Origin of the sequence: Candidatus Tumulicola sp. (genome assembly GCA_036490475.1) — a bacterium.
Lineage (GTDB): Bacteria > Vulcanimicrobiota > Vulcanimicrobiia > Vulcanimicrobiales > Vulcanimicrobiaceae > Tumulicola.
The window spans coordinates 1-21,358 of record DASXDT010000006.1 but is presented as its reverse complement, the minus strand read 5'-3'; the positions used below and the strand labels follow the sequence as shown (position 1 = coordinate 21,358).

The 21,358-nt window shown below is 61.8% G+C and carries 22 protein-coding genes and 1 tRNA gene; 20 read left to right on the top strand and 3 right to left on the bottom strand.

All coding sequences use genetic code 11. The features are described from left to right. Positions 1-7: 7 nt before the first annotated feature. The gene (locus tag VGF98_07705) at positions 8-991 is read right to left on the bottom strand and encodes a hypothetical protein (protein ID HEY1681501.1); all 984 of its coding nucleotides are present in this window, start codon (positions 989-991) and stop codon (positions 8-10) included. 143 nt (positions 992-1,134) lie between these two features. Between VGF98_07705 and VGF98_07700 the strand changes: the two genes are divergently transcribed. The 4 genes from VGF98_07700 to VGF98_07685 all read left to right on the top strand — a co-directional run bounded on the left by VGF98_07700 (position 1,135) and on the right by VGF98_07685 (position 4,934). Next, positions 1,135-2,109, top strand: coding sequence for a DUF4331 family protein (locus tag VGF98_07700; GenBank protein HEY1681500.1), 975 nt, complete (start codon positions 1,135-1,137; stop codon positions 2,107-2,109). A 113-nt stretch (positions 2,110-2,222) separates the two neighbouring features. Continuing rightward, the gene (locus VGF98_07695) at positions 2,223-3,581 is read left to right on the top strand and encodes an alpha/beta fold hydrolase (protein ID HEY1681499.1); all 1,359 of its coding nucleotides are present in this window, start codon (positions 2,223-2,225) and stop codon (positions 3,579-3,581) included. Then, positions 3,578-3,916, top strand: a complete 339-nt coding sequence (locus VGF98_07690; protein HEY1681498.1) for a UBP-type zinc finger domain-containing protein — start codon at positions 3,578-3,580, stop codon at positions 3,914-3,916. The genes VGF98_07695 and VGF98_07690 overlap by 4 nt, the downstream gene beginning before the upstream one ends. Positions 3,917-3,935: 19 nt before the next feature. Continuing rightward, positions 3,936-4,934, top strand: coding sequence for a hypothetical protein (locus VGF98_07685; protein HEY1681497.1), 999 nt, complete (start codon positions 3,936-3,938; stop codon positions 4,932-4,934). Positions 4,935-4,972: 38 nt separating this feature from the next. On the opposite strand, the gene VGF98_07680 is transcribed toward VGF98_07685, so the two are convergent. Further along, a tRNA-Met gene (locus VGF98_07680) sits at positions 4,973-5,049 on the bottom strand. Between the two features lie 83 nt (positions 5,050-5,132). Here VGF98_07680 and add point away from each other — a divergent pair. From add to VGF98_07655, 5 genes are read left to right on the top strand one after another with little or no spacing between them, the layout of a single operon-like run. Further along, entirely contained in the window at positions 5,133-6,170 is a 1,038-nt protein-coding gene (add, locus tag VGF98_07675; protein HEY1681496.1) for an adenosine deaminase, read from the top strand. A 28-nt stretch (positions 6,171-6,198) separates the two neighbouring features. Beyond that, complete coding sequence (locus VGF98_07670) at positions 6,199-7,857, top strand: FAD-dependent oxidoreductase (GenBank protein HEY1681495.1); 1,659 nt, start codon at positions 6,199-6,201, stop codon at positions 7,855-7,857. Further along, positions 7,844-8,521 (top strand): metal-dependent transcriptional regulator, encoded by a 678-nt coding sequence (locus VGF98_07665; GenBank protein HEY1681494.1) that lies wholly within the window; start codon positions 7,844-7,846, stop codon positions 8,519-8,521. The genes VGF98_07670 and VGF98_07665 overlap by 14 nt, the downstream gene beginning before the upstream one ends. Beyond that, a complete protein-coding gene (locus VGF98_07660; GenBank protein ID HEY1681493.1) occupies positions 8,518-9,180 on the top strand; it encodes a rhomboid family intramembrane serine protease in 663 nt (220 codons plus the stop codon). Before VGF98_07665 ends, VGF98_07660 begins: the two co-directional genes overlap by 4 nt. Further along, positions 9,177-11,099: an ATP-dependent DNA helicase gene (locus VGF98_07655; GenBank protein HEY1681492.1), complete on the top strand. Its 1,923-nt coding sequence runs from the start codon at positions 9,177-9,179 to the stop codon at positions 11,097-11,099. The genes VGF98_07660 and VGF98_07655 overlap by 4 nt, the downstream gene beginning before the upstream one ends. Before the next feature lie 16 nt (positions 11,100-11,115). Here the strand turns inward: VGF98_07655 and acs are convergent, their stop codons facing one another. Beyond that, positions 11,116-13,077 carry an acetate--CoA ligase gene (gene acs / locus VGF98_07650; GenBank protein ID HEY1681491.1) on the bottom strand — a complete coding sequence of 654 codons (1,962 nt, stop codon included), beginning with the start codon at positions 13,075-13,077 and terminating at the stop codon, positions 11,116-11,118. 104 nt (positions 13,078-13,181) lie between these two features. Between acs and hrcA the strand changes: the two genes are divergently transcribed. The 11 genes from hrcA to VGF98_07595 all read left to right on the top strand — a co-directional run. Beyond that, on the top strand, positions 13,182-14,231 hold the full coding sequence (hrcA, locus tag VGF98_07645) for a heat-inducible transcriptional repressor HrcA (GenBank protein ID HEY1681490.1): 1,050 nt from the start codon (positions 13,182-13,184) through the stop codon (positions 14,229-14,231). A gap of 12 nt (positions 14,232-14,243) precedes the next feature. Continuing rightward, the gene (gene dnaJ, locus VGF98_07640; protein ID HEY1681489.1) at positions 14,244-15,350 is read left to right on the top strand and encodes a molecular chaperone DnaJ; all 1,107 of its coding nucleotides are present in this window, start codon (positions 14,244-14,246) and stop codon (positions 15,348-15,350) included. Further along, positions 15,350-16,096, top strand: a complete 747-nt coding sequence (locus tag VGF98_07635) for a 16S rRNA (uracil(1498)-N(3))-methyltransferase (protein HEY1681488.1) — start codon at positions 15,350-15,352, stop codon at positions 16,094-16,096. The genes dnaJ and VGF98_07635 overlap by 1 nt, the downstream gene beginning before the upstream one ends. A 37-nt stretch (positions 16,097-16,133) precedes the next feature. Continuing rightward, on the top strand, positions 16,134-16,844 hold the full coding sequence (locus VGF98_07630; protein HEY1681487.1) for a polyprenol monophosphomannose synthase: 711 nt from the start codon (positions 16,134-16,136) through the stop codon (positions 16,842-16,844). Between the two features lie 16 nt (positions 16,845-16,860). Continuing rightward, positions 16,861-17,691, top strand: coding sequence for an acetyl-CoA carboxylase, carboxyltransferase subunit beta (gene accD, locus VGF98_07625; GenBank protein HEY1681486.1), 831 nt, complete (start codon positions 16,861-16,863; stop codon positions 17,689-17,691). Beyond that, the gene (locus VGF98_07620; protein ID HEY1681485.1) at positions 17,688-18,671 is read left to right on the top strand and encodes an acetyl-CoA carboxylase carboxyltransferase subunit alpha; all 984 of its coding nucleotides are present in this window, start codon (positions 17,688-17,690) and stop codon (positions 18,669-18,671) included. Before accD ends, VGF98_07620 begins: the two co-directional genes overlap by 4 nt. After that, positions 18,668-18,988, top strand: a complete 321-nt coding sequence (locus tag VGF98_07615) for a hypothetical protein (protein HEY1681484.1) — start codon at positions 18,668-18,670, stop codon at positions 18,986-18,988. Before VGF98_07620 ends, VGF98_07615 begins: the two co-directional genes overlap by 4 nt. Next, complete coding sequence (locus VGF98_07610; protein ID HEY1681483.1) at positions 18,985-19,341, top strand: hypothetical protein; 357 nt, start codon at positions 18,985-18,987, stop codon at positions 19,339-19,341. Before VGF98_07615 ends, VGF98_07610 begins: the two co-directional genes overlap by 4 nt. A 3-nt stretch (positions 19,342-19,344) precedes the next feature. After that, the gene (locus VGF98_07605; GenBank protein HEY1681482.1) at positions 19,345-20,280 is read left to right on the top strand and encodes a hypothetical protein; all 936 of its coding nucleotides are present in this window, start codon (positions 19,345-19,347) and stop codon (positions 20,278-20,280) included. Between the two features lie 36 nt (positions 20,281-20,316). After that, positions 20,317-20,559 (top strand): DUF2630 family protein, encoded by a 243-nt coding sequence (locus VGF98_07600; GenBank protein ID HEY1681481.1) that lies wholly within the window; start codon positions 20,317-20,319, stop codon positions 20,557-20,559. Between the two features lie 351 nt (positions 20,560-20,910). Further along, positions 20,911-21,358 (top strand): hypothetical protein (locus tag VGF98_07595; protein HEY1681480.1); only part of this gene is annotated, 448 nt, incomplete at its 3' end.

The window sequence follows — 21,358 nt, the reverse complement described above, 5'->3', positions numbered from 1 at the left end:
TTGCAGGTCACGGGCTGATGACCGCGCCGATGGGTGCGCTCAAGCCCGCGGCCGTCTTTTTCGGCGCTCCTCCGGCCGGATACTTGAATCGATCTGCGGTCGAACCGTTGAAATTCAAATCGCCGCCTACCAGGGCGTTCTTATAGATGTTGAACTGCACGATATCGTTGGCGCCGGTCAGCGGGGTCGTCTTCACGAGCTTTCCGGTGCTGCCCGCGATCGTGAACGCATAGGCCGCGTTGTTTCCGTTGGTCTGATCGCCGACCACGATGCTATCGCCCACGGCTTGGACGGCTCCGGGGCCGCCGATCGGCTGTTGCAGCGTGATCGCCTTGAATTTCTTCCCGTTAAAAGAAGCGAATAAGAAAGCGCTACCGCTGTCGATACCATCGAGGTACAGCGTTCCGTGCTTGTCGTACCCGAGATAGTAGACGACCGCGAAATTCGGCGGAGTGAACGTTGCCGGCGTGCCCGTCGCATTTTTGTAAATCGAGATGCTTCCCGGTGGGCCGTTCGTGCTATAAAAATTCGAAACGGCCAGATCGCCGGTTGTGGGGTCGACGGAACACCCAACCGGGTACTGACCGGGATCGCTTAACGTCGCGATCGGCGACGTTCCGCCGTGCGCGTATTCGAGAAGCTGCGAGGCCTGGGTATTATCGATCCAAACGTTGCCGCTCGCATCAACGCAGTCGCCCTGCACGTTGTCGAAGCCGGCGAGCGTCCCGACGACGTTAAGTGCCGGATACGAATACACGACGACGGTACCGGCGCCGTTATCGGTGATATAGACCAGCGCGCCGCTTTTCGCGACCGGGTTCATCCAAGAGTGCCCGTGATTGGTGTGCGCCGAAATCGCGATACCGCCGCGGGCAGTCGTTGGAAAGGCGTTGGCGGTATCCGCCGCAGGCGCGGTGCCGTCGCCGCTGCAGGCGCTCAAAATTGCGAGCGAAGATAACGCGAAAACGTGTCTCGATACGAATTTCACCATGAGTCCTATCCTCGGTTGAGTGAGCGCTTCTTGCTACTCCCTCGAAGATAGTGGCTTCCTCCAGAATTTGGCGGAGGTAAGTCTCACAGTAGTCCCAAAGCAGTTTTTTCATAACAAGATAGTACGCTAGGAGAAAAGATTCGATGTCCCATCATTTCGCGGGCCCAGATTTTGGGTTTCCCGGTGGCGATGCGCGCTTCAACTTTACGGACCTCTATGCGTTTCCGAAGCCCGGCGACAACAGCAAATCCATCCTGATCATGAACGTTCACCCGTCGTTCGGCGTGAATCCGCCGGGGCCCACGCCGATCGAGCCGTTTGCGAGCAACGCACTGTACGAGATTTTGATCGACACGGATGGCGATGCGATCGTCAATATCGCCTATAGCGTTAAAATAATGGCGGCACCCGGCAGCGGACAAGTTGCGACGCTGCGCCGGATCGAGGGCGATAGCTTGCATCGTACCGGCGACGACGGCGAGATCGTCGCCGACGGCGTCGCAGTTTCGACCGGAGGCGATTCGAAGGTGATGACTGCCGGCGACATTCGCTTTTTTGCCGGACGGCGCAGCGACCCGTTCTTTTTCGACGCGGCCGGCGCGATTAACAACTTGACGTTTACCGGCGACGATTTCTTTATCGATAAGAACGTCGCGTCGGTCATCTTGGAAGTGCCAAACGCGGCACTCGGATCCGACAGTCTTAAAATCTGGGCGCGAACGGTCGACGGTTCGTCGGGCAGTTGGAAACAAGTCGATCGGGGCGCGCGTGCTTCGCAAGTGCCGTTCCTCGCCGGCGATCAGAAGGCCGCATACATCACCGCAGAGCCCGCTAACGACGCCCAATTCGTGGCGACCTTCGCGCATTCGCTCGAACACGCGGGAGGATACACGCCGGAGGAAGCCGCGCGAGTTGCATCCGGAATGTTGCCCGACCTTCAACCGTATCGACCCGGATCGCCGGCATCGTATCCGACGAACGGCCGGGCGCTCACCGACGACGTCTCGGCGTATTTCCTCGGAATACTGACGAACGGGAAAGTCACCAGCGATGGCCTCTCGCCGCATAAAGACCTAATGGCCGAGTTTCCGTACTTGGGACCGCCGCACGGCGGCTAAAAAGGGTCGTTCCCGGCCACTTGCGTGCACCTCGTTCCGAGGCTATTCTCTTACTAACTAAGGGACGCCAGGCGGCTGGCCATATAAGCTTGCCTGGCGTCCGCATGAGGTGTATGATGTCCGACCGAACTGGCCTCAACCGCCGTCGCTTCGTCGGCACGGTGGCGACGACCATCGCTGCCCTGCAGCTTGGGATGGCCGGCCGCGCGCAATCCAAAAATGCTACGCACGCTCCTTCAGAAGGTACTGCCGTGACGCAACTCGCGCAAGATAACGGGGGCTCGAGCGCGATCGTCGCGTTCCCACCGATCAACATCCCCGAAGCCGACCTCACCGATCTGCGCCGGCGCATCAACGCGACCAGGTGGCCCGGTCGCGAACTCGTTGACGACCAGTCGCAGGGCATTCAACTCGCGACGATGCAGGCGCTGGCAACCTACTGGGGCGGCGACTACAACTGGCGGACGTGCGAAACCAAGCTGAACGCGATTCCGCAGTTCACGACCGTGATCGACGGTCAAAAAATTCACTTCATGCACGTGAAGTCGAAACACCCGAACGCGCTGCCGCTCATCATCACCCACGGCTGGCCCGGTTCCATTATAGAGCAAACGAAGGTCATCGATTTGCTGACCGATCCTACCGCGCACGGGGCGAGCGCTTCTGACGCATTCGACGTGGTGATTCCGTCGATACCCGGCTACGGATTCTCTCCCGCTCCAACGACGCTCGGCTGGGATCCGATCCGGATTGCGAAGGCCTTCATCGTGCTGATGCAACGCCTCGGATATCAAAAGTTCGTAGCACAGGGCGGTGATTGGGGCGCGAGCATCACGCAAGAAATGGCGCTGGTGGCACCCGGGACGGTGCTGGCGATTCATTCAAACATGCCCGGCACCGTACCGGCCGAGACGTTGGCGTTGGCCACGTCCGGTGGTAAACCGCCATCTAACCTATCGGCCGACGAACTTCGTGCCTTCAACCAATTAAGCGATTTTTACGGCAAGCATCTCGGCTATGCGGTCGAGATGGCGAACCGGCCGCAAACGATGTATTCGTTGAGCGATTCGCCGATCGGCTTGGCAGCGTGGATTCTGGATCACGACAAGGACAGCTACGAGATGATTCGACCGGCATTTTTCGGCAATCCGGGCGGACTCTCGCGCGACGACGTTCTCGACAACATTACCCTGTACTGGTTGACCAACACGGGCGTACCGTCGGCGCGACTGTACTGGGAAAACAAGTTGGGATTCTTCGACGTCAAGGGCGTTACGATTCCGGTGGGCGTCAGTGCCTTCAGGTACGAGCTGTACACCGCGCCGGAGACCTGGTCGAAAAGCGCGTATCCGAAGCTGGCATATTACAAGCAGCACAATGTCGGCGGCCACTTTGCCGCCTGGGAGCAACCACAACTGTTTACCGAAGACGTTCGCGCAACGTTCGCAACCGTGCGCACCAACAACTCATGAGTGAAATAGATCCGCAATCCAAACCGAGCGGAACCGGATGTGCCGAATGTTTGGCGAGCGACGGATGGTGGCTGCATCTTCGTCGCTGTGCGAAATGCGGGCACATCGGCTGCTGCGATAGTTCGCCAAGTCAACACGCGAGAAAGCATTACGAAGATGCCAATCACAGCGTGATCGCGAGCTTCGAGCCGGGCGAAGATTGGTTATATAGTTTCGAGACGGACGATTTCGTCGAAGGCCCGGCGCTCGCGGCGCCGCACTCGCATCCGGCAAATCAACCGACGCCGGGGCCGCACGGCAAAGTACCGGCGGACTGGCAAGAACACCTAAATTAACCGCCCGAAGTTGCGACCGATGAGACGTTCGCTCTACGTAGTCGCAGCGTTTATTGCACTTGGCATCGGTAGCTGCACGTCGAACGGGACCGCTTCGGTGTCACACCCGGAACCGTCCGAGACGCCGAGCGTTCAAGTCGCAAATGCTGCGTCCGACTCGATTACGTTTTATCCGGTGGGCGCGAACGGCAATGTCGCGCCGGCAGGCACCTTGCAAGGGCCGAGCACGCTGCTCAGAGGGCCGACGCGGGCATTCCCGATCACGGGCGAGCTTCTATACGTTTCGGATCGCGACAGCGACTCGATCACCGGTTACCCGGGCCCGAACGCCGGCAACGTCGCGCCTTCGGTGCGCATAGCCGGCCCGAAAACGCGTATCGCGTCACCGTCCTGCGTTCAGCTCGACGCCGCGCAGCACATCTGGGTTTCTAGTGAAGGCAACGACGCAATGCTCGAATTTGCCGCCGGTGCCAATGGCAACGTCGCGCCGATTGCGCGCATCGCCGGCCCGCATACGGGCATTACCGGGCCGGAAAGCTTCCACGTATCGTTTCGAACCGGCAAGGTCTATGTGAGCAATCGCAGGTCGAATTCATTGGAGGTCTTCGCTGAGGGGTCGGACGGCGATACGCCGCCGGTTCAGCGTATCCAAGGATCGGAAACGGGCCTGGACGATCCCGGCCAGATCGAGCAAGACTCCAAGGGCGATGTGTGGGTCGCGAATACGGGCGGCGGTGACGTACTCGAGTTCGATACGGACGCTACGGGAAATGCGGCGCCGATCGGCACGATCGCGCTCGCCGGCGGACCGTTCCGCCCGTATGGCGTGGCGATCGACACCAGCGACAATCTCGTGATTAGCGACCCATCGCTCGACACGCTCTACGAGTTCGCTTCAACCGCTCGCGGGCCGTCGAAGCCGATCGCGATCCTGCGCGGAAACGCAACCGGCTTACACTCGCCGGCTCAGCTGGGCATTCCCCAACCGATTGCTACGCCGATTCCCGGCGGCAAATAAAAAAGGTCCAGAGACGTTGCCGTTTCTGGACCCGGACGTGGTTGCGGGGGATGGATTTGAACCACCGACCTTCGGGTTATGAGCCCGACGAGCTACCGGACTGCTCCACCCCGCGGCGGACAAGAATACGACGGTCCCACCGCGCCACCTCCCGCGCGTGGCGCAACGAAAGATCGACCGTGCGCCGAAGGCGACCGAGTGAGCCTTGCCAGTCCAATTCCCAAAATCCATCTGCACTGTCACCTCGAGGGCAGCTTGCGCCCGGCGACCTTCGTCGAGTTTGCGCGCGATCAGGGCCTGCCGCTTCGCTACCGTCCGGATGGCTCGGGCGACGAGGCGAGCGAGTCCGTCAGCGCGGCCGACCCGTATCGCTTCCTATCGTTTCGCGACTTTCTGTACGGCTTCGCCGCGGTTAATCGAACGCTTTCGACGCCCGATCGGTTCGCGCGTCTCGCGCGAGAGTTCGCCGAAGGGGCGCGCGATCAAAACGTCGTGTATGGCGAGCTGTTTGTATCGCCGTCGGTTTGGACGTTCTTCCATCCCGAACTCGACGTGCGCGCGACACTGCGCGATATCACCGCGGAATTACATGCCGGTGGCGAGACGCGTTTTCAGTTAATCGTCGACCTCACGCGCAATTTCGGCGCAGAGAGCGCATTGCGGACGGCGCGCTTAGCGGTGGAGGCTGCGGGCGACGGCGTGGTCGGCATCGGATTGGGTGGCGACGAGTCGCGTTTTCCGCCCGAACTCTTCGTCGAGTCGTTCGACTATGCGCGCGCCGCCGGTTTGCACTGTGTGGCGCACGCGGGCGAAGCGGCCGGTCCACAAAGCGTTCGCGACGCCGTCGAACTGCTGCACGCCGAGCGGATCGGCCACGGCATCGCGGCGTTACAGGACGATAGCGTCGTGCGGCTCCTGCGAGAGAGCCAAATACCGCTGGAAGTTTGCCCGACTTCGAACGATCGCACCGGCGCCGCGTTACCGCGCGGTGACGCCTTCGAACGCTTCGACCACGAAGGTTGCGTCGTTGTCATCGATGCCGATGATCCGCCGATGTTCGGCACGACGATCGAACGAGAATATGCGCGCGTGGAGGCGGCGTGCGGCTCGCAAACGCTGCTGCGATTCGTCCGAAACGCGGTTGACGGCAGCTTCGCGGACGCCGATCTCAAGCGGCAGTTACGAGCGCTTTTGCCGCCGGACGTCCCACCTGCCGGTCAGGAAGCGCAACCCTAACGCCCGGGCTTGGCGTTTAAGGGCGACCATGCTAGACCTTTCGGACCTCGTCGGTCTTTCTTTATTCGCCGGCTGCGCGCCCGAACACGTTACCTGGTTCGCTCGCCGCTGCGCCGACCTGCACGTACTGGCCGGCGACTGGGTGGTGCGTGAAGACGAAGGAGCGCGTTTTTACATACTGGTCGAGGGCCGCGCCGCCATCGTAAAGTCGATGAACGGCCGACCGACCGAGCTCGGCGAGTACGAGCCGGGCGACGGTTTCGGCGAAATCCCGTTGTTGCTTGGCGCGAGCGCGCTCGCCGGCGTGCGAGCCATTACCGATGTGCGGGTCGCCCGAGTCGACGGCACGATCTTTTGGCGCATGATGCACGACGACGAGCGTTTCGCAGAGACCGTGAGCAACAACATGGGGCGCCGTGTCGCGCTCGTACGCCATCTTGCGATCGAGCATCCGTCGACGGTTTGCACGGTAGTCGGCGATAGCCGTTCGGGGGCGTGTCATCAGTTGCGTGACTTTTTGTCGCGCATGCACGTCCCATTCGACTGGACCGAACGCGACGGTCCGGAATGCGAAGTGAACTTTTACGAAGGCGCGCCGTTGAAATCGCCTGGAATTCGCGATTTGGCCGAACGTCTCGGCATGTCGGCCGTGCCGAAACAGGCGCACTACGACGTCGCGATCGTCGGCGCCGGGCCAGCCGGTCTTGCCGCCGCGGTGTATGGAGCGTCCGAAGGGCTCGACGCGTTATTGATCGATCGGTACGCCCCCGGCGGACAAGCCGGCACGTCATCGCGAATCGAAAATTATCTCGGGTTTCCGGCCGGCATTTCGGGTGAGGACTTGGCCGATCGTGCGTTGCGACAGGCGCAGCGGTTCGGCGCGGACATCGTCGTCGTTCGCGAAGTCTGCCGCCTCACGGGTGAGGCCGGCGACCGCAAGCTGTCACTGGAGGACGGACAGTCGGTGCTGGCGCGCGCGGTCGTGCTCGCGCCGGGCATCGAATACCGTTCGCTCAACGCGCAAGGTTGCGAAGAGTTGGTCAATCGCGGCGTGTATTACGGCGCCGCGCAAACCGAAGCGTTCGCCGTTGCGGGAAACGACGTGCATATCGTGGGTGGCGGCAACTCCGCAGGACAAGCCGCGCTGAATTTTTCGGGATATGCGAAAACCGTTACGATCGTGATCCGCGGCACCGACCTCGGAAAAAGTATGTCACAGTATCTGGTCGATCGCATCGTCGCTTCAGCGAACATTTCGGTGCTCACGTCGTCTGAAATAACCGCGGCGCACGGCGCGCAGCGGTTGGAGCGTATTACGATCGCGAACAACGGCGACGGAACGTCGAAGACGGTCGACACGGCGGGATTGTTCGTGTTCATCGGCGCCGTGCCGCGCACCGATTGGCTCGAGGGCGTCGTTGCCCGCGACCGCGACGGGTTCATCCTCACCGGTCCGGATGTGATCGAAGCTCGCGCTCCGTGGCCGCTCGAGCGCCATCCGTACTTCTTGGAAACTAACCAGCCAGGCGTGTTCGCCGTCGGCGATGCCCGTCTCGACTCGCTCAAACGCGTCGCTTCCGGCGTCGGCGAAGGGTCGAGTTCGATCTCGATGGTGCACGAGTTCCTATCGTCAATCGCGGAACTGCAGCCGCCGCGTAGAACTACAGGGGAGCATGTCGGGACATAGTCATTTCGATGAATCGGTCGAGGAGTATCTCGAGTCGATCTACCGCCTCGAATTCGAAGGCCCAGGCGTAACCACGTCCGGCCTGGCGTCGGCCATGGGCGTAACGCCGGCCTCGGCGTCGGGTATGCTCAAAAAACTCGATAAAGAGGGCTACGTAGCGTACGTCGCGCGCGGCGAGGTGAAGCTTACGCGCAAGGGGCTCGAAGTCGGTGTGCGCATCTTACGCCGGCATCGGCTGGCCGAACGTCTGCTGACCGACGTGCTCGGCATGTCGTGGGACGAAGTCAACGCCGAGGCGTGCATGCTGGAACACGCGATTTCGCAGCGCGTCGAAGACAAGCTCGTCGAGTTGCTCGGCGATCCGCAAGCCTGCCCGCACGGTCATCCGATTCCGTCGCGCGACCTCAGCGAGCCCGTCCGCACCGGCGTCCCCCTAGCGCAAATCGAGGCAGGACGCGACGCTGTCGTCAGCGGCGTCACCGACGGCGTACCTGAAATTCTGCGATATCTCGGTGAAGTAGGTCTGTGCCCCGGCGCCCAGGTGCGCGTTCTCGAAAAAGCGCCATTGGGCGGACCGGTAACGGTCGAAGTCGGCGACGTACGCCACGCGATCTCCCTCGAGCTCGCGCGGATGGTTGTCGTGGGGGACGATGCCGTCGCATGATCACGCGACTGCTGATCGCGTGTAACGTTCTCGCCTTCGTTTGGGAAATAAGCGTCTCCGGAACCGCGATGGTATCGATTGGGGGAGGCGACATGACACGCGTCCTTCTGGACGGCGCGCTGTTCCCGTACGCGGTGCTGCACGATGGAGAATGGTGGCGCATTCTCACCAGCGCATTCTTGCACGGCGGCTTGTTGCATATCGCCGTCAATATGTTTTCGCTGTGGATCTTGGGGCGCTTCGTGGAGTCCGCACTCGGCCCGGTGAGAATGCTGCTGGTGTACTTCATCTCGTTGCTAGCCTCCGGACTAGGCGTGGTTTATTTCAGCAGCCCGATGGTTCCCACGCTTGGCGCGAGCGGTGCGATCTTCGGCTTGTTCGGTGCGTTGTTTGCCATCGGATTTCGCTTGGGCAAGCCTGGAATGGAGCTGGTACGCGCCAACATCGGCATTCTCGTGATCAATCTGATCATTTCATTCACGGTGCCCTCGATCTCGTGGCAAGCGCACGTTTGCGGCCTGGCTGCCGGTTTCGTCGCCACGTTGCTGATCTTCGTGCCACCGGTTCGCGTCGCACCGATGGTGGTCGACGCGCGCACCGGGAGCGCACTCGAAACGGAGTACCAAGCTCCGCCCGACTCGCCGCACGCACGCTCGTGACCGCGCCGATCGAGCGCGTTTTCGCGCCCGGCGGCCCGATCGCACGCGCTCTGCCCGCGTTCGAGCCGCGCGCCGGACAAGTGCAGATGGCGCAGTTGGTCGAACGCGCGCTGCTCGAGGGGATGCACGCAATCGTCGAGGCCGGTACCGGCGTCGGGAAGTCGCTGGGCTATCTGCTGCCAGCCATCCGCAGCGGCAAGAAGGTCGTGCTGTCGACCGGCACGATCGCGTTGCAAGAACAACTCGTTACCAAAGACGTGCCGTTAGTCGCGCGCGCGCTTGGGATCCCGTTGCGCGTGACGCTGCTCAAGGGTCGCAGCCACTATCTGTGCCGGCAGAAATTCGAACGCTTGCGCTCGGAGCGGCTCGTCGCATCGTCGGATTCGATGCAACGCATGTGGGAGTGGGGCGATCGAACCGGCACGGGCGATCGTGCGGAATTGCCCTTCGTGCCGTCATCGCTCGAGTGGGAGCAACTCGACGCGGATGCCGACGATTGCACCGGAGAGTTTTGCGAACGCTTCCGCGACTGCCATTTCTTTCGTAAACGCGACGAAGCGAAGTATGCCGATATTGTGGTCGTCAATCACGCGCTGTTTTTTCTCGATCTGGCGATGGGGGGCGGTTTGTTGCCAGCCTACGACGTCGCAGTGCTCGATGAGGCCCATCAGTGCGAGCGGTGGGCGATTGACGCGCTCACCTCAACGGTGTCGCGTGCGACCATCGGGCGAACGATGCGTAAGCTGCATCGCTCGTATCACCTGCCGCCGGACTTCGAGCGGCGCGTCGACGAATCGCTACGCGGGCTGGAATCCGCGCTGGCTACCGTGCGCGGCGAACGCTACCCGCTCAGCGCCAACGAGGGCGCGTGGCCGACGCTGGAAGAATTGCGCGCCGTCTTTTACGATCTCGAAAACTGGATTCTGGCTCACTGGCACGACGGCCTAAAGAAGCGCGTCGATAACGAAGCCGAAGCGCAACGCCGGCGCGACCTCGCCGTCCGAGCGGTGACCGCACATGCCTCGGCTATCGAACGTGCCGGGGCAGCCGAGTCGGAAACGATCGCCTGGGTCGAACGCACTGAAAATGACGGACGTTATGCGTTGAACTGCGCGCCTCACGACGTCTCGGAATTTCTACGAACGACGCTATTTGCACGCACCCAGAGCGTCGTGATGACCAGCGCCACCATCGCGGTCGATGCCGGCAGCGAAAATGCAGGACCGTTCGGATTTTTCAAACGCTCGCTCGGCATCGACGATGCGCTCGAACTGATCGCGCCGTCGCCGTTCGATTTCGATCGGCAGGCGCGGTTGTTCGTTGCGCCGGGCGCGATCAATCCGAAAGACAAAGATTTCAGCGTACGAGCTGCACCGCTGATCGAAGAGTGCTTGGATCGGACGCGTGGCCGCGCGTTCGTCCTGTTCACATCGCACGAGCGGCTGCGTGAAGTGTACGCCCTCCTGCGCGAACGATTGCCCTACCCCGTAAAACTCCAAGGCGAACTGCCGAGAACACCGTTGCTCGAATGGTTCCGCCGCACGCCGAACGCGGTGCTGTTCGCGACCGGAACGTTTTGGGAAGGCATCGACGTTGTCGGCGACGCGCTGTCGTGTGTGATCATCGACCGCTTACCGTTCCCGACGCCGAGCGACCCGCTTGTGGCAGCCCGTATCCGCGCACTTGAAGAGCGCGGCCTGGACGGCTTTGCGGACTACATGATTCCCGCTGCGACCGTGCGTCTCAAACAGGGCTTCGGGCGGCTGATTCGCAGTACGACCGATCGCGGCGTCGTCGCACTTCTCGACGGACGCGCTACGTCGATGCGCTACGGAGCGACGATTCTCAACGCACTACCGCCGGCCCGACGCATCGAACACCTGGACGAACTCGCGCCGTTCTTTGACGAAGTGTGGTAATGCCCGACGTGGCCGGCTAATCGGACGAGCCAGCCTCGTTTTTGGCTCGTTCTTGCAGTTCGTGCACCACGTTGGAATCGGCGAGCGTTGTCGTGTCGCCCAACGTGCGCCCTTCGGCGATATCGCGCAGCAGACGCCGCATGATTTTTCCGCTGCGCGTTTTCGGCAGTTCGGGCGTGAACGTAACGTACTTCGGACGTGTGAACTTGCCGAGCTTCTTGGCGACGTGTTCTCGCAGATCGTCGGCCAATTCTTCGGAGCCGTTTTCACTGCCGCGTAACGTCACGAACGCATAGATCGCCTGTCCGGTCGTATCGTCGGAGCGCCCGCACACCGCCGCTTCGGCAACGCGCGGATGATCGACCAGCGCGCTTTCCACTTCGGTGGTCGAGATGCGGTGGCCGCTCACGTTCATCACGTCGTCTATGCGGCCCATGAACCAGTAGTTGCCATGGGCGTCGCGGCGACAGCCGTCGCCGGCAAAATACACGTGCGGAAACTTGCTCCAGTACGTCTCGCGATAGCGTTCGTCGTCGCCCCAAATGCCGCGCAACATGCCCGGCCATGGACGCGTGAGAACCGCATAACCCGCACCCTCGGGTCCGACCGAATTGCCTTTGTCGTCGACGACGTCGGCAGCCATGCCGGGCAACGGCCGCGTCGCGCTGCCGGGGAGCAGCGTCGAGATCCCGGGGAGCGGTGCGATCATGATGCCGCCGGTTTCGGTTTGCCACCACGTGTCGAGCACGGGCGTTCGATTGCCGCCGATCCACTCGCGATACCACATCCATGCTTCCGGATTGATTGGCTCGCCGACGCTTCCCAGCAAGCGCAACGACGTGAGGTCGTGCATTTGCGGATAGGCCGGGCCCCATTTCATGAACGTGCGAATCGCCGTCGGAGCGGTATACAAAATCGTCGCACGATAGCGCTCGATGATTTCCCAAAAGCGATCCTTGTCGGGATAGTCGGGCGTACCTTCGTACAGTACGCTCGTGCATCCGTTCGCGAGCGGACCGTACAACACGTACGTATGTCCGGTCACCCATCCGAGGTCGGCCGTGCACCAATACACGTCGGATTCGGGCTTCACATCAAAAACTAAACGGTGCGTCATCAGTGCTTGCGTCAGATAGCCGCCGGTTGTGTGTTTGATGCCTTTCGGTTTGGCTGTCGTTCCGCTGGTATACAGCAAGAAGAGCGGATCTTCTGCGTTCATCGGTTCGGGCGGGCAGCTCGTCGATTGATGGACGATCACCTCGCTCCACCAGCGATCGCGGCCGGCGTGCATCTGTACGTCATCGCCGGTGCGCCGCGCGACGATGCAATGACGGATCGACGGCGTCGACCCCATCGCGACGTCGCAGTTGCGCTTCAGCGGAACGTGTTTGCCGCGACGCCACCCGCCGTCGCACGTAATCAGCGCGACACATTGCGAGTCGTTGACGCGATCGGCGATCGCATCGGGCGAAAATCCCCCGAAGATCACCGAATGTATGGCGCCAATCCGCGCGCAAGCCAGCATCGCGACTGCCAACTCTGGAATCATCGGCATGTAGATCGCGATACGGTCGCCTTTCTCGATCCCGAGCGTGCGCAAACCATTTGCAAAGCGGCAAACATCGTCGAGCAACTCGCGGTACGTGATCGCGCGCCGATCGCCCGGTTCGCCTTCGAAAAAGAAGGCGACGCGTTCGCCGCGTCCGGCTGCGACGTGGCGGTCGAGACAGTTGGCGGAAACGTTGAGTTCGCCGTCACCGAACCATCGCGCGAACGGCTCGTTCCACTCGAGCGTCGTGGTAAACGGCGTTATCCAGTCGAGCTCGCGCGCCCATTTCGCCCAAAACTCGACAGGGTCGCGTTCGGCCTCTTCGTAGATGCCAGGCTGCGCGTTGGCGTCAGTCGCAATGCTCGCGGGGGGTTCGAAGCGGCGCGTCTCCTCGAGCAGCGTTTCGATCGCGTGGCTACGTTCGCTCATGGCGAGCAAACTTTCAGAGCGTGCGGGCGCCGGCCTTCCGGCGGCGGGCGGCCACCGAGCTGGGTCCTAGCACTCCGGCTGCCAGAGTGCTATTGTATGAGGCTATGAGGGAAGACCCGGGCGGCCTCGACAAGCGCAAGGCCTACATTCTCGCGACGGTGGTCTACGAGTACATCGCGACTGCCGAACCCGTCGGCTCGCAAACGCTTACACAGAAGTACCAATTGGGCGTGAGCTCCGCGACAGTACGCAACGAGATGGCCGAATTAGAGGCAGGCGGTTACTTGGTTCAACCGCATACGTCCGCCGGGCGCGTTCCATCCGACGCCGGGTACCGCGAGTATGTGGACCGGCTCATGGACCCCGAAGAGTTGAGCTTGGAGGACCGACGTCGAATTCACGACGAGCTTCGGGACGCCAGCCACGAACTCGACGAGTTGGTCGAGAGCACGACGCGGCTGTTGGGCCGCCTTTCCAATAACTTGGCGTTCGTCACCAAGCCATATCAACTAACGGAAACGTTCAAACACATCCAGCTGATCTGGCTGTCTCCGCGCACCGGCGTCGCGATCGTAGTAACGACGCTGGGCGTCGCAGCGCAAAGCCTGTTCGAAACGTCCGACGATTTGCTTGCGGACGATCTCACGCGACTGTCGAACGCGCTAAACGGCCGGTTCGCCGATCGCCCATTGCTGGAGGTCACCGACTCTGCCGTCGGTCAGTTAGCGCAACGAGTTGGAGCGGCCGACGATTTACGCGTCGCCGTTATCACCGCGCTGGCATCGGCGCGTTCGACGGATCGTCCGCCAATTGCGGCTGCCGGCGCGCAAAACTTGCTCGATCAACCCGAGTTTCACGATTTGCGGAAGTTGCGTTCGATTTTGCGGATCGTCGAAGAGCAGAAGACGCTGTATCAAATCGTTGCCGACGCGATGTCGAACGAATCCGTGAGCGTGAAGATCGGCCGCGAACTCGGCAGCGACGAACTCACCGACCTTTCGGTGGTTACGGTGCCGTACCGTTTCGGCCCGCATGCCATGGGAACGTTATCGATTCTTGGCCCTAGGCGTATGCCGTACGGACGGATGGTCGCGCTTGCCGCGGGCACGGCAAAAACATTAAACGAGCGTCTCTCCGACGCGACGGGCAGGTAGCGCGCTTCTTTCATGTCCACGATCGACTATTACGAAATCCTCGGCGTCGGGCGCGACGCCTCCGGGGACGAGATTAAGCGGGCCTATCGCCAACTGGCGCGTACGCATCATCCCGACGTCGCCGACGATAAGTCGGCGGCTGAATCGCACTTCAAGAGCATCAACGAAGCGTACGAAGTGCTGTCGGACCCGGCCAAGCGCGAACAGTACGATCATTACGGTCGCGCTGGGGCGCCAAACGGTGCCGATGTCGGCTTCGGCGGCGGATCGTTCGGCGATATTTTCGATATGTTCTTCGGGAACGCGCGCGCCGGCACGCGGCAAGCCGGTCCGCAGCGAGGCTCCGATCTTCGTTACGACCTCCAGATAACGCTCGAGGAAGCTTTTAGCGGAACGAGTCGCGAGATCGCATTTCAACACGTCGGTCAATGCGACGTCTGCCGAGGAAGTGGTGCCGAGCCCGGAACCCTCGTCACGCCGTGCGATCGTTGCGGTGGCGCCGGCATCGCGCGCGTCGTGCGAAACACGCCGCTGGGGCAGATGGTCACGCAAACGACATGCCCGAAATGCCGCGGTGAGGGCCATACGATCGCACATCCGTGTCACGCATGTGCCGGTAGCGGGCGTCGTCAAATGGATCGACGTCTAACCGTGCAAGTGCCGGCCGGCGTCGATGACGGTTCGCGCATCCGTATCGGTGCAAACGGCGAGGCCGGTACTAACGGCGGACCGCCCGGCGATTTGTACGTCTATTTCAACGTAGCGCGTCACCGGTTATTTCGTCGCGAAGGCACCGACACGCATGTCGACGTCACGATCGGCTTCGCCCAAGCGGCACTGGGTGCGACGGTGCTCGTGCCGTCGCTCGACGGTGACGTCGAGCTCGAGATCGGCGCCGGCACACAAACGGGAACGAGGCTACGCGTGCGCGGGCATGGCATGCCGCACGTACGCGGTGCGCAACGTGGCGACCATTTCGTAACCGTCCGCGTTGCCGTTCCTGCCAAACTGACGCGCCGCCAACGCGAGCTGCTCGAAGAATACGCACGCGAGGAAGGCGACGAAGTCGAGGAGCGCTCGTTCTTCGACCGCGTCAAGGACGCGTTCCGCCCGGAGTAATGCCCGCCCGACGGTTTTTCGTGCCGGGAGCCCACCGCGTCGGATCGTCCGTCGAACTCGCCGGCAGCGACGCACATAAAATCGCCAACGTGCTTCGCCTGCGCCAAGGTGACGCGCTGGAAATCGTCGATTCCGCCGGTACGTTATTCGACGCCGAACTTGTTGAAGATTCGGGCCGCTTGTACGCGTCGCTGAAATTTAAGCACGCACCCGAAGCGCAGCCAACGTTGCGCGTCGATGTAGCGCAAGCCGTGCCGAAGGGTGCGAAAATGGATTACGTCGTCGAAAAAGCGACAGAACTGGGTGTCGGCGCCGTGATCCCATTCACTTCCGAACGCAGCGTCGTGCGCGATGGCGGCGAGCAAAAACTGCAGCGTTGGCGGCGTCTGGCCGAGGCGGCCGCGCAGCAATGCGGCCGTCTCGACATACCCCGGATCGATCCCGTTCGTTCTTTCGACGACGTCGTATCGGCGTTCGGTTCGTACGATGCGGCACTGTTCGCGTGGGAATTGGCGCCGCACGTGCCGCTACTCGAACGTCTTGGATCTTCGTTGCGCGATGCCCGGACGGCGATCGTCGTTATCGGCCCCGAAGGCGGCTTCAGCCACGCCGAAGCCGACGCGGCGGCGGAGTCCGGCGCCGAACTCTTGTGGCTGGGACCGCGCATTCTGCGCGCTGAAACGGCCGCACTCGCGCTCCTGGCAGTTATCGAGGCCATCGCTGGCGCTTCGACGGGCCGGAACTGAACGCGCCCTTGTCGTACTTACGCGAGCGAATATGGCGTTGCCGTTTACAATCGTCATCCCAACGTACAACGAGGCCGGTGGCATCGAAAAACTGCTCCGGACCCTTGGCGAAGCATTCCGTGCGAATGGGCTAGACGGTGAGATCGTGGTAGTCGACGACAACTCTCCCGATGGGACGGGTGCAATCGTCGACCGCTTATCGCACGAACTGCCGGTGAAATGCCTTCATCGTCCCGGCAAAATGGGTCTGTCATCGGGTGTCATCGACGGCTGGAAAGCTGCCCGCCCCGAATCGGTCGCACTTGGTGCGATGGACGCAGACTTCAGCCACGATGTCGGCGCTTTGCCAAAAATGGTCGCGGCGCTCGAGTCGGGCAAATACGGGCTTGCGGTCGGCAGCCGGTACGTGCCGGGCGGCGGTATCGCGAATTGGCCAAAACGGCGCATCGTTACGTCCCGCATCGCTTGCTGGCTGGCGCGCCCACTCACCGGCGTCAAAGATGTTACGAGCGGTTATCTCTTGGTGCGTCGCGAGGCACTCGATGGAATCACGCTGGATCCGATCGGTTTCAAGATCGGACTCGAAGTCATCGTCAAGGGCAAGTACGGCAAGGTGCTGGAAGTCCCATACACGTTTACGGATCGCATCGTCGGCGAGTCGAAGCTCAATCAAAACGAGATTTTCAATTATTTGAAGCAACTGCGCAAACTCTATCTCGGACGGCTGCGGCACGCCGGCGCTCCTTAGCGCTGTGCCGATGTCGATGCCGGAGTGGCTCTCCAACCGTCGCAACGGCCGCACGCAAGATGTCGCGGTGTGGTCGAAGTGCCCGAACTGCGGTGAGGTGGTGTACCGCCGGGATCTCGCTGCAAATGCGTTCGTCTGTCCGCGCTGCAAGTACCACTTTCGTATGTCGGCCTACGATCGAATCGCGTCGTTAATCGACGGCGAATTCGTCGAAATCGGCGCCGACATCACTCCCGCCGATCCGCTCGATTGGGTCGACCGCCGTTCCTATCCCGATAAACTCGAAGCCGATCGCGAAAAAAGCGGATTGGTCGAAGCGGTCGTTTGCGGATTCGGCAATATCGGCGAATTCGAAGTCGGACTAGGCGTGATGGATTTCCATTTCCGTGGCGGCACCATGGGGAGCGTGGTCGGAGAGCGTATCGCGTTGCTGTTGGAAGAATCGCTGCGTCGAAGCGTGCCCTGCATCGTGTTTACGGCATCGGGCGGCGCGCGCATGGAAGAAGGCATGCTGGCCTTGGCGCAGATGGCGAAGACCAGCGCGGCCGTTTCGCGTTTTGGCGCGGCCGGCAATTTCTTCGTGACGGTATTGACCGATCCGACCACCGGTGGCGTCTCGGCCTCGTTTGCGTTTCAGTCCGACGTCGTCATCGCCGAATCGCGTGCCGTGATTGGGTTTGCCGGCCGGCGCGTGATCGAACAGACGATTCGCCAAAAGCTTCCGGATCAATTTCAAACGGCCGAGTTTCTATTGGAAAAGGGCGCCATCGACATGGTGGTCGAGCGACAGAACGTCAAGGCGACGCTGATGCGCCTGCTGGAATACGCCAAGCCGGTGGCACGATGAGCAACAACGTGATCGTCGAGCGCGAACGCGGTTTGGTCGAACTCGAGCGCCGCATCGACGAGATCCGCGCCGCCAACGCGACGCAACCGGTCGATATGTCGGCCGAGATCGCCGCGCTGGAAACAAAATACCGGACGATTCAGAACGAAGTCTTCGGCTCGCTGACGCCATGGGAAAAAGTCAACATGGCGCGGCATCCGAGTCGCCCGACCGCGTTGGAATACATCGAGCGCCTCGACCGCTTTGACGAGCTGCACGGCGATCGGCAATTCCGGGACGACCCCTCGATCGTCGGCGGTTTCGCACTGTTGCACGGCCGTCCGGTGATGGCGATCGGACAGCAACGCGGGCGCGATACCAAAGAGAATCTTCAGCGCAATTTCGGCATGCCGGCGCCCGAAGGTTATCGCAAAGTTCGCCGTCTCGCGGCCTTGGCGTCGCGTCTCTCGGTGCCGATCGTTACGCTGGTCGATACGAAGGGTGCCGATCCCGGGATTACGTCGGAAGAGCATGCTCAGTCCGAAGCTATCGCAATGTGCTTGCACGAATTTACGATCGCGCGCGTACCGATCGTCGCCACCGTTATCGGCGAAGGCGGCTCGGGCGGTGCATTGGCATTAGCCATTGCCGACCGCGTTCTGATGCTCGAGCACAGCATCTATTCGGTCGCGTCGCCCGAAGGCTGCGCAGCGATTCTGTGGTCGGACGCCGGCAAGGCGGAAGAAGCCGCGCAACGGTTGAAGTTAACCGCACAGGACTTGCAACAGTTTGGAATCGTCGACGACATCGTTCCCGAACCACTCGGCGGCGCGCATCGAGATACGAACGCCGTGATCGAGCGCGTCTGGTCGACTGTCTCCGCCGCGCTCTCGCTCCTCGCGCCGTTGCCGCCGGCTGAACTCCTCGACCGCCGCTACGATAAATACCGCGCCATCGGCCAATGGGCTCGCTCGCTCGATCCGGTAGCGGGCGCCTCGTGAAGCGCACCAATCCGTTTCGGCAATTCGTTCGTTGGTGCGGCCGCGTCGGCGCGCTGACCATCGCCGTGTTGATCATCGTGCTGGTCGGCATTCAGTTCGCGCGGGCCATCGCCGAGAACGTCGCGATGAGCCGGAAGCTCGCATCGATTCGGGCGCAGGTCGCTACGATGCAAAAACACCAGGGGGCGCAGCGTGCTGAAATCCGCCGGCTGCAAGACCCGCTGGGCGCCATCCCTGAGATTCACGACCGGCTGCGTCTGGTTCGTGCGAACGAGGCGATCGTTTTTGTGAGCCCGGCGCCGTCGACCACTCCGTGAGCGAACCGGCCGCCGGAATCGTCATCAACCTGAACTCCTACGGTGCCACGGTGCGCCTTGGCAGCGGCGACCTCGCCACCGCGCCGTCCGCCGACGTCGAAGCGCATCGCGCAAAATACCAGCAGTCGCTTCTGCGCCGCACCGAGCTGAACTTCGAAGTTCGCAAGAGCGGCCGTCGTCCGGTCGTCGTTCTGGTGCCGCAAATCAGCGATGAAGTGCTCGACGAGCGTATCGCGGCCTATCTGCAAAGCACGCAAGAGTGGGACGAACGCGATGGGGTTCCGTCGGCCCAGCGTCACTTTTTGCATAAGAAACGACGCGCCCAAGTCTTTCGCTCCCAACACGAGTCATAGCGGGTGACCGGCGCCGTCCTATCCGTCGGCACCAACTCCACGCGCGGCCTGCTGGCAGATTATGACACCGACAGCATTCGCGTTCCCTTTGCGCGTTCGATCGGCACTCGAATAGGCGAAGGCCTCGGCCGCACCGGCGATTTGCGCCCCGAAGCGATCGCTCGCACGTTGCGGGCTCTCGACCGGCTGCATCGCGAGTTGGCCGGCCGCTACGACCGGTTGTGGGCCGTTACCACGAGCGCGGTGCGGCGAGCCGACAACGCCACCCTCTTTCTCGAGTTGGTGCGCGAGCGGTTTGGCGTGCGGATGGACGTCCTGAGCGGGCCGGAAGAGGCGCGCGCGGCGTATCGCGGTGCCGCAGCGGCCGTGCGGCCGATTCCAGGCGAGCGAATCGGCGTTGTCGATTCGGGTGGCGGCAGCACCGAGTTCGCCATCGGTACTGGGATCGAGCCGGACGCAGTCGTTTCGTGCGAGATCGGGGCGGTCGTCTTGACCGAGGCGGTCCCCGAGCTGAATGGCCGGACCGGTCCAGTGCCGGCAGCGGCGATCGAACGTGCTCGCGCGCTGGCGCGGGTTGCTTTGGAACCGTTACGCGGTTTCGAGCGAGGTGCGAAGGTGGCACTCGTGGGTGGCTCGGCGTCCACCGCAGGCGCGATCGCCCGTGGTGGTCTGATGGGGCACGATGTGGTCGATTTATCGCGCGCCGATTTGCAACGCGTGCTGCGGCGGTTGTGCTCGCTCGATCTCGACCGCCGTAAGCGGATGCGGGGCATGCGCGTTCAGCGAGCCGACATCTTGCCGGCCGGCATCGTCATCCTGGACACGGCCTTGGAATTGCTCGAGGCACGATTTTCGGTTGCGTCGCGTTGGGACTTACTCTTGGGCGTGTTGCTCGACCGAGTCGAGCGGGCAGAAGCAGAAGGAGCCGGCGGGCGCTGACGCACACACGACCTGGCGACGAAAGGACACCCCGGAATGGACGATACGCAGATTCGCGATCACATCGCGAGCTTGGTCACCGAAGAGCACGCGCTGCTCGAGCACGGAGAGAACGGCAAGCTATCCGATGAGGATCGCGGTCGGCTCGAGGCACTCGAAGTACAGCTCGACCGGTTTTGGGATTTATTGCGTCAACGGCGCGCACGTCGCGACGCCGGGCAAGACCCGTCGGTCGCGCATTTGCGCACCGAAGAAGTCGTGGAGCATTACGAACAATAATCGTGGGATGGTGGTGGAATCGGTAGACACAGCAGACTTAACCTAACGTTGAGCCGCAAGCCGGGAAACTGCTTGCGGGATGCGCTCAAATTCGGCGAACTCTCTGTCGCGTGACGTGACGACGCCGAGCCAAGCCCGTGTAAAACGGGAAGGTGTAGAGACTGGACGGGCGCGGCCTACCTGAACGAATCGTTCACACGGTCAAGGCACAGTCCGGACCACGAACGCAATACGTTGCGGCGGCGAAAGCCGAAGTGGTGCGAAAATCTGCAGCCCGAAAGGGCGTCCGGGTTCGAGTCCCGGCCATCCCAGGAATCTTTATTGATACAGATATAGCGTATGGTGTAAGTTATGCCGATCCTTGCCCCGCCGGCCTCGCCCGTGCCGGCTCCCACACAGTGCGTCGCGACGTGTGTCTTCGAGCGAATGCAGCGAGCTGTAAACGTCTTACCATATCCGGCGTATATCGCGTTTACGTTTGAAGACAACTCAACGATTTTTACTCACCCTTCGCGCGAATTACTCCGAGTTCTCGTCCGGACGGACGACGGCGTCGCGGTAATGACGGTGCTTCGAGATATTCCCGGCAACACGTTACCGAAGCCGCGCGCTAGCGTCGTGGCGAATAAACTGGATTTTTTGGAGGTTTCGACCATTCTCCGGCTCGGAGACTTTCCGCTGGCCGATTTTGGATTGCGGTACGTCCGCCCGGCTCGTCCGGATTTTTTCGAGGGAAGCGACGCTGAGGCGACGCCTGCGAATTTGAGGGTGATCGCAACCGTAATGGCCTCTCAAGGCT

What these genes read in the sequence shown, in the direction of transcription:
- hrcA (HEY1681490.1), top strand. Translation starts at nt 13,182, where the DNA reads ATGAGGGAAGACCCGGGCGGCCTCGACAAGCGCAAGGCCTACATTCTC.
- VGF98_07705 (HEY1681501.1), bottom strand. Translation starts at nt 991, where the DNA reads ATGGTGAAATTCGTATCGAGACACGTTTTCGCGTTATCTTCGCTCGCA.
- VGF98_07690 (HEY1681498.1), top strand. Translation starts at nt 3,578, where the DNA reads ATGAGTGAAATAGATCCGCAATCCAAACCGAGCGGAACCGGATGTGCC.
- VGF98_07700 (HEY1681500.1), top strand. Translation starts at nt 1,135, where the DNA reads ATGTCCCATCATTTCGCGGGCCCAGATTTTGGGTTTCCCGGTGGCGAT.
- VGF98_07695 (HEY1681499.1), top strand. Translation starts at nt 2,223, where the DNA reads ATGATGTCCGACCGAACTGGCCTCAACCGCCGTCGCTTCGTCGGCACG.
- VGF98_07620 (HEY1681485.1), top strand. Translation starts at nt 17,688, where the DNA reads ATGAGCAACAACGTGATCGTCGAGCGCGAACGCGGTTTGGTCGAACTC.
- accD (HEY1681486.1), top strand. Translation starts at nt 16,861, where the DNA reads ATGCCGGAGTGGCTCTCCAACCGTCGCAACGGCCGCACGCAAGATGTC.
- dnaJ (HEY1681489.1), top strand. Translation starts at nt 14,244, where the DNA reads ATGTCCACGATCGACTATTACGAAATCCTCGGCGTCGGGCGCGACGCC.
- VGF98_07665 (HEY1681494.1), top strand. Translation starts at nt 7,844, where the DNA reads ATGTCGGGACATAGTCATTTCGATGAATCGGTCGAGGAGTATCTCGAG.
- VGF98_07670 (HEY1681495.1), top strand. Translation starts at nt 6,199, where the DNA reads ATGCTAGACCTTTCGGACCTCGTCGGTCTTTCTTTATTCGCCGGCTGC.
- acs (HEY1681491.1), bottom strand. Translation starts at nt 13,077, where the DNA reads ATGAGCGAACGTAGCCACGCGATCGAAACGCTGCTCGAGGAGACGCGC.
- VGF98_07685 (HEY1681497.1), top strand. Translation starts at nt 3,936, where the DNA reads ATGAGACGTTCGCTCTACGTAGTCGCAGCGTTTATTGCACTTGGCATC.
- VGF98_07660 (HEY1681493.1), top strand. Translation starts at nt 8,518, where the DNA reads ATGATCACGCGACTGCTGATCGCGTGTAACGTTCTCGCCTTCGTTTGG.
- VGF98_07635 (HEY1681488.1), top strand. Translation starts at nt 15,350, where the DNA reads ATGCCCGCCCGACGGTTTTTCGTGCCGGGAGCCCACCGCGTCGGATCG.
- VGF98_07600 (HEY1681481.1), top strand. Translation starts at nt 20,317, where the DNA reads ATGGACGATACGCAGATTCGCGATCACATCGCGAGCTTGGTCACCGAA.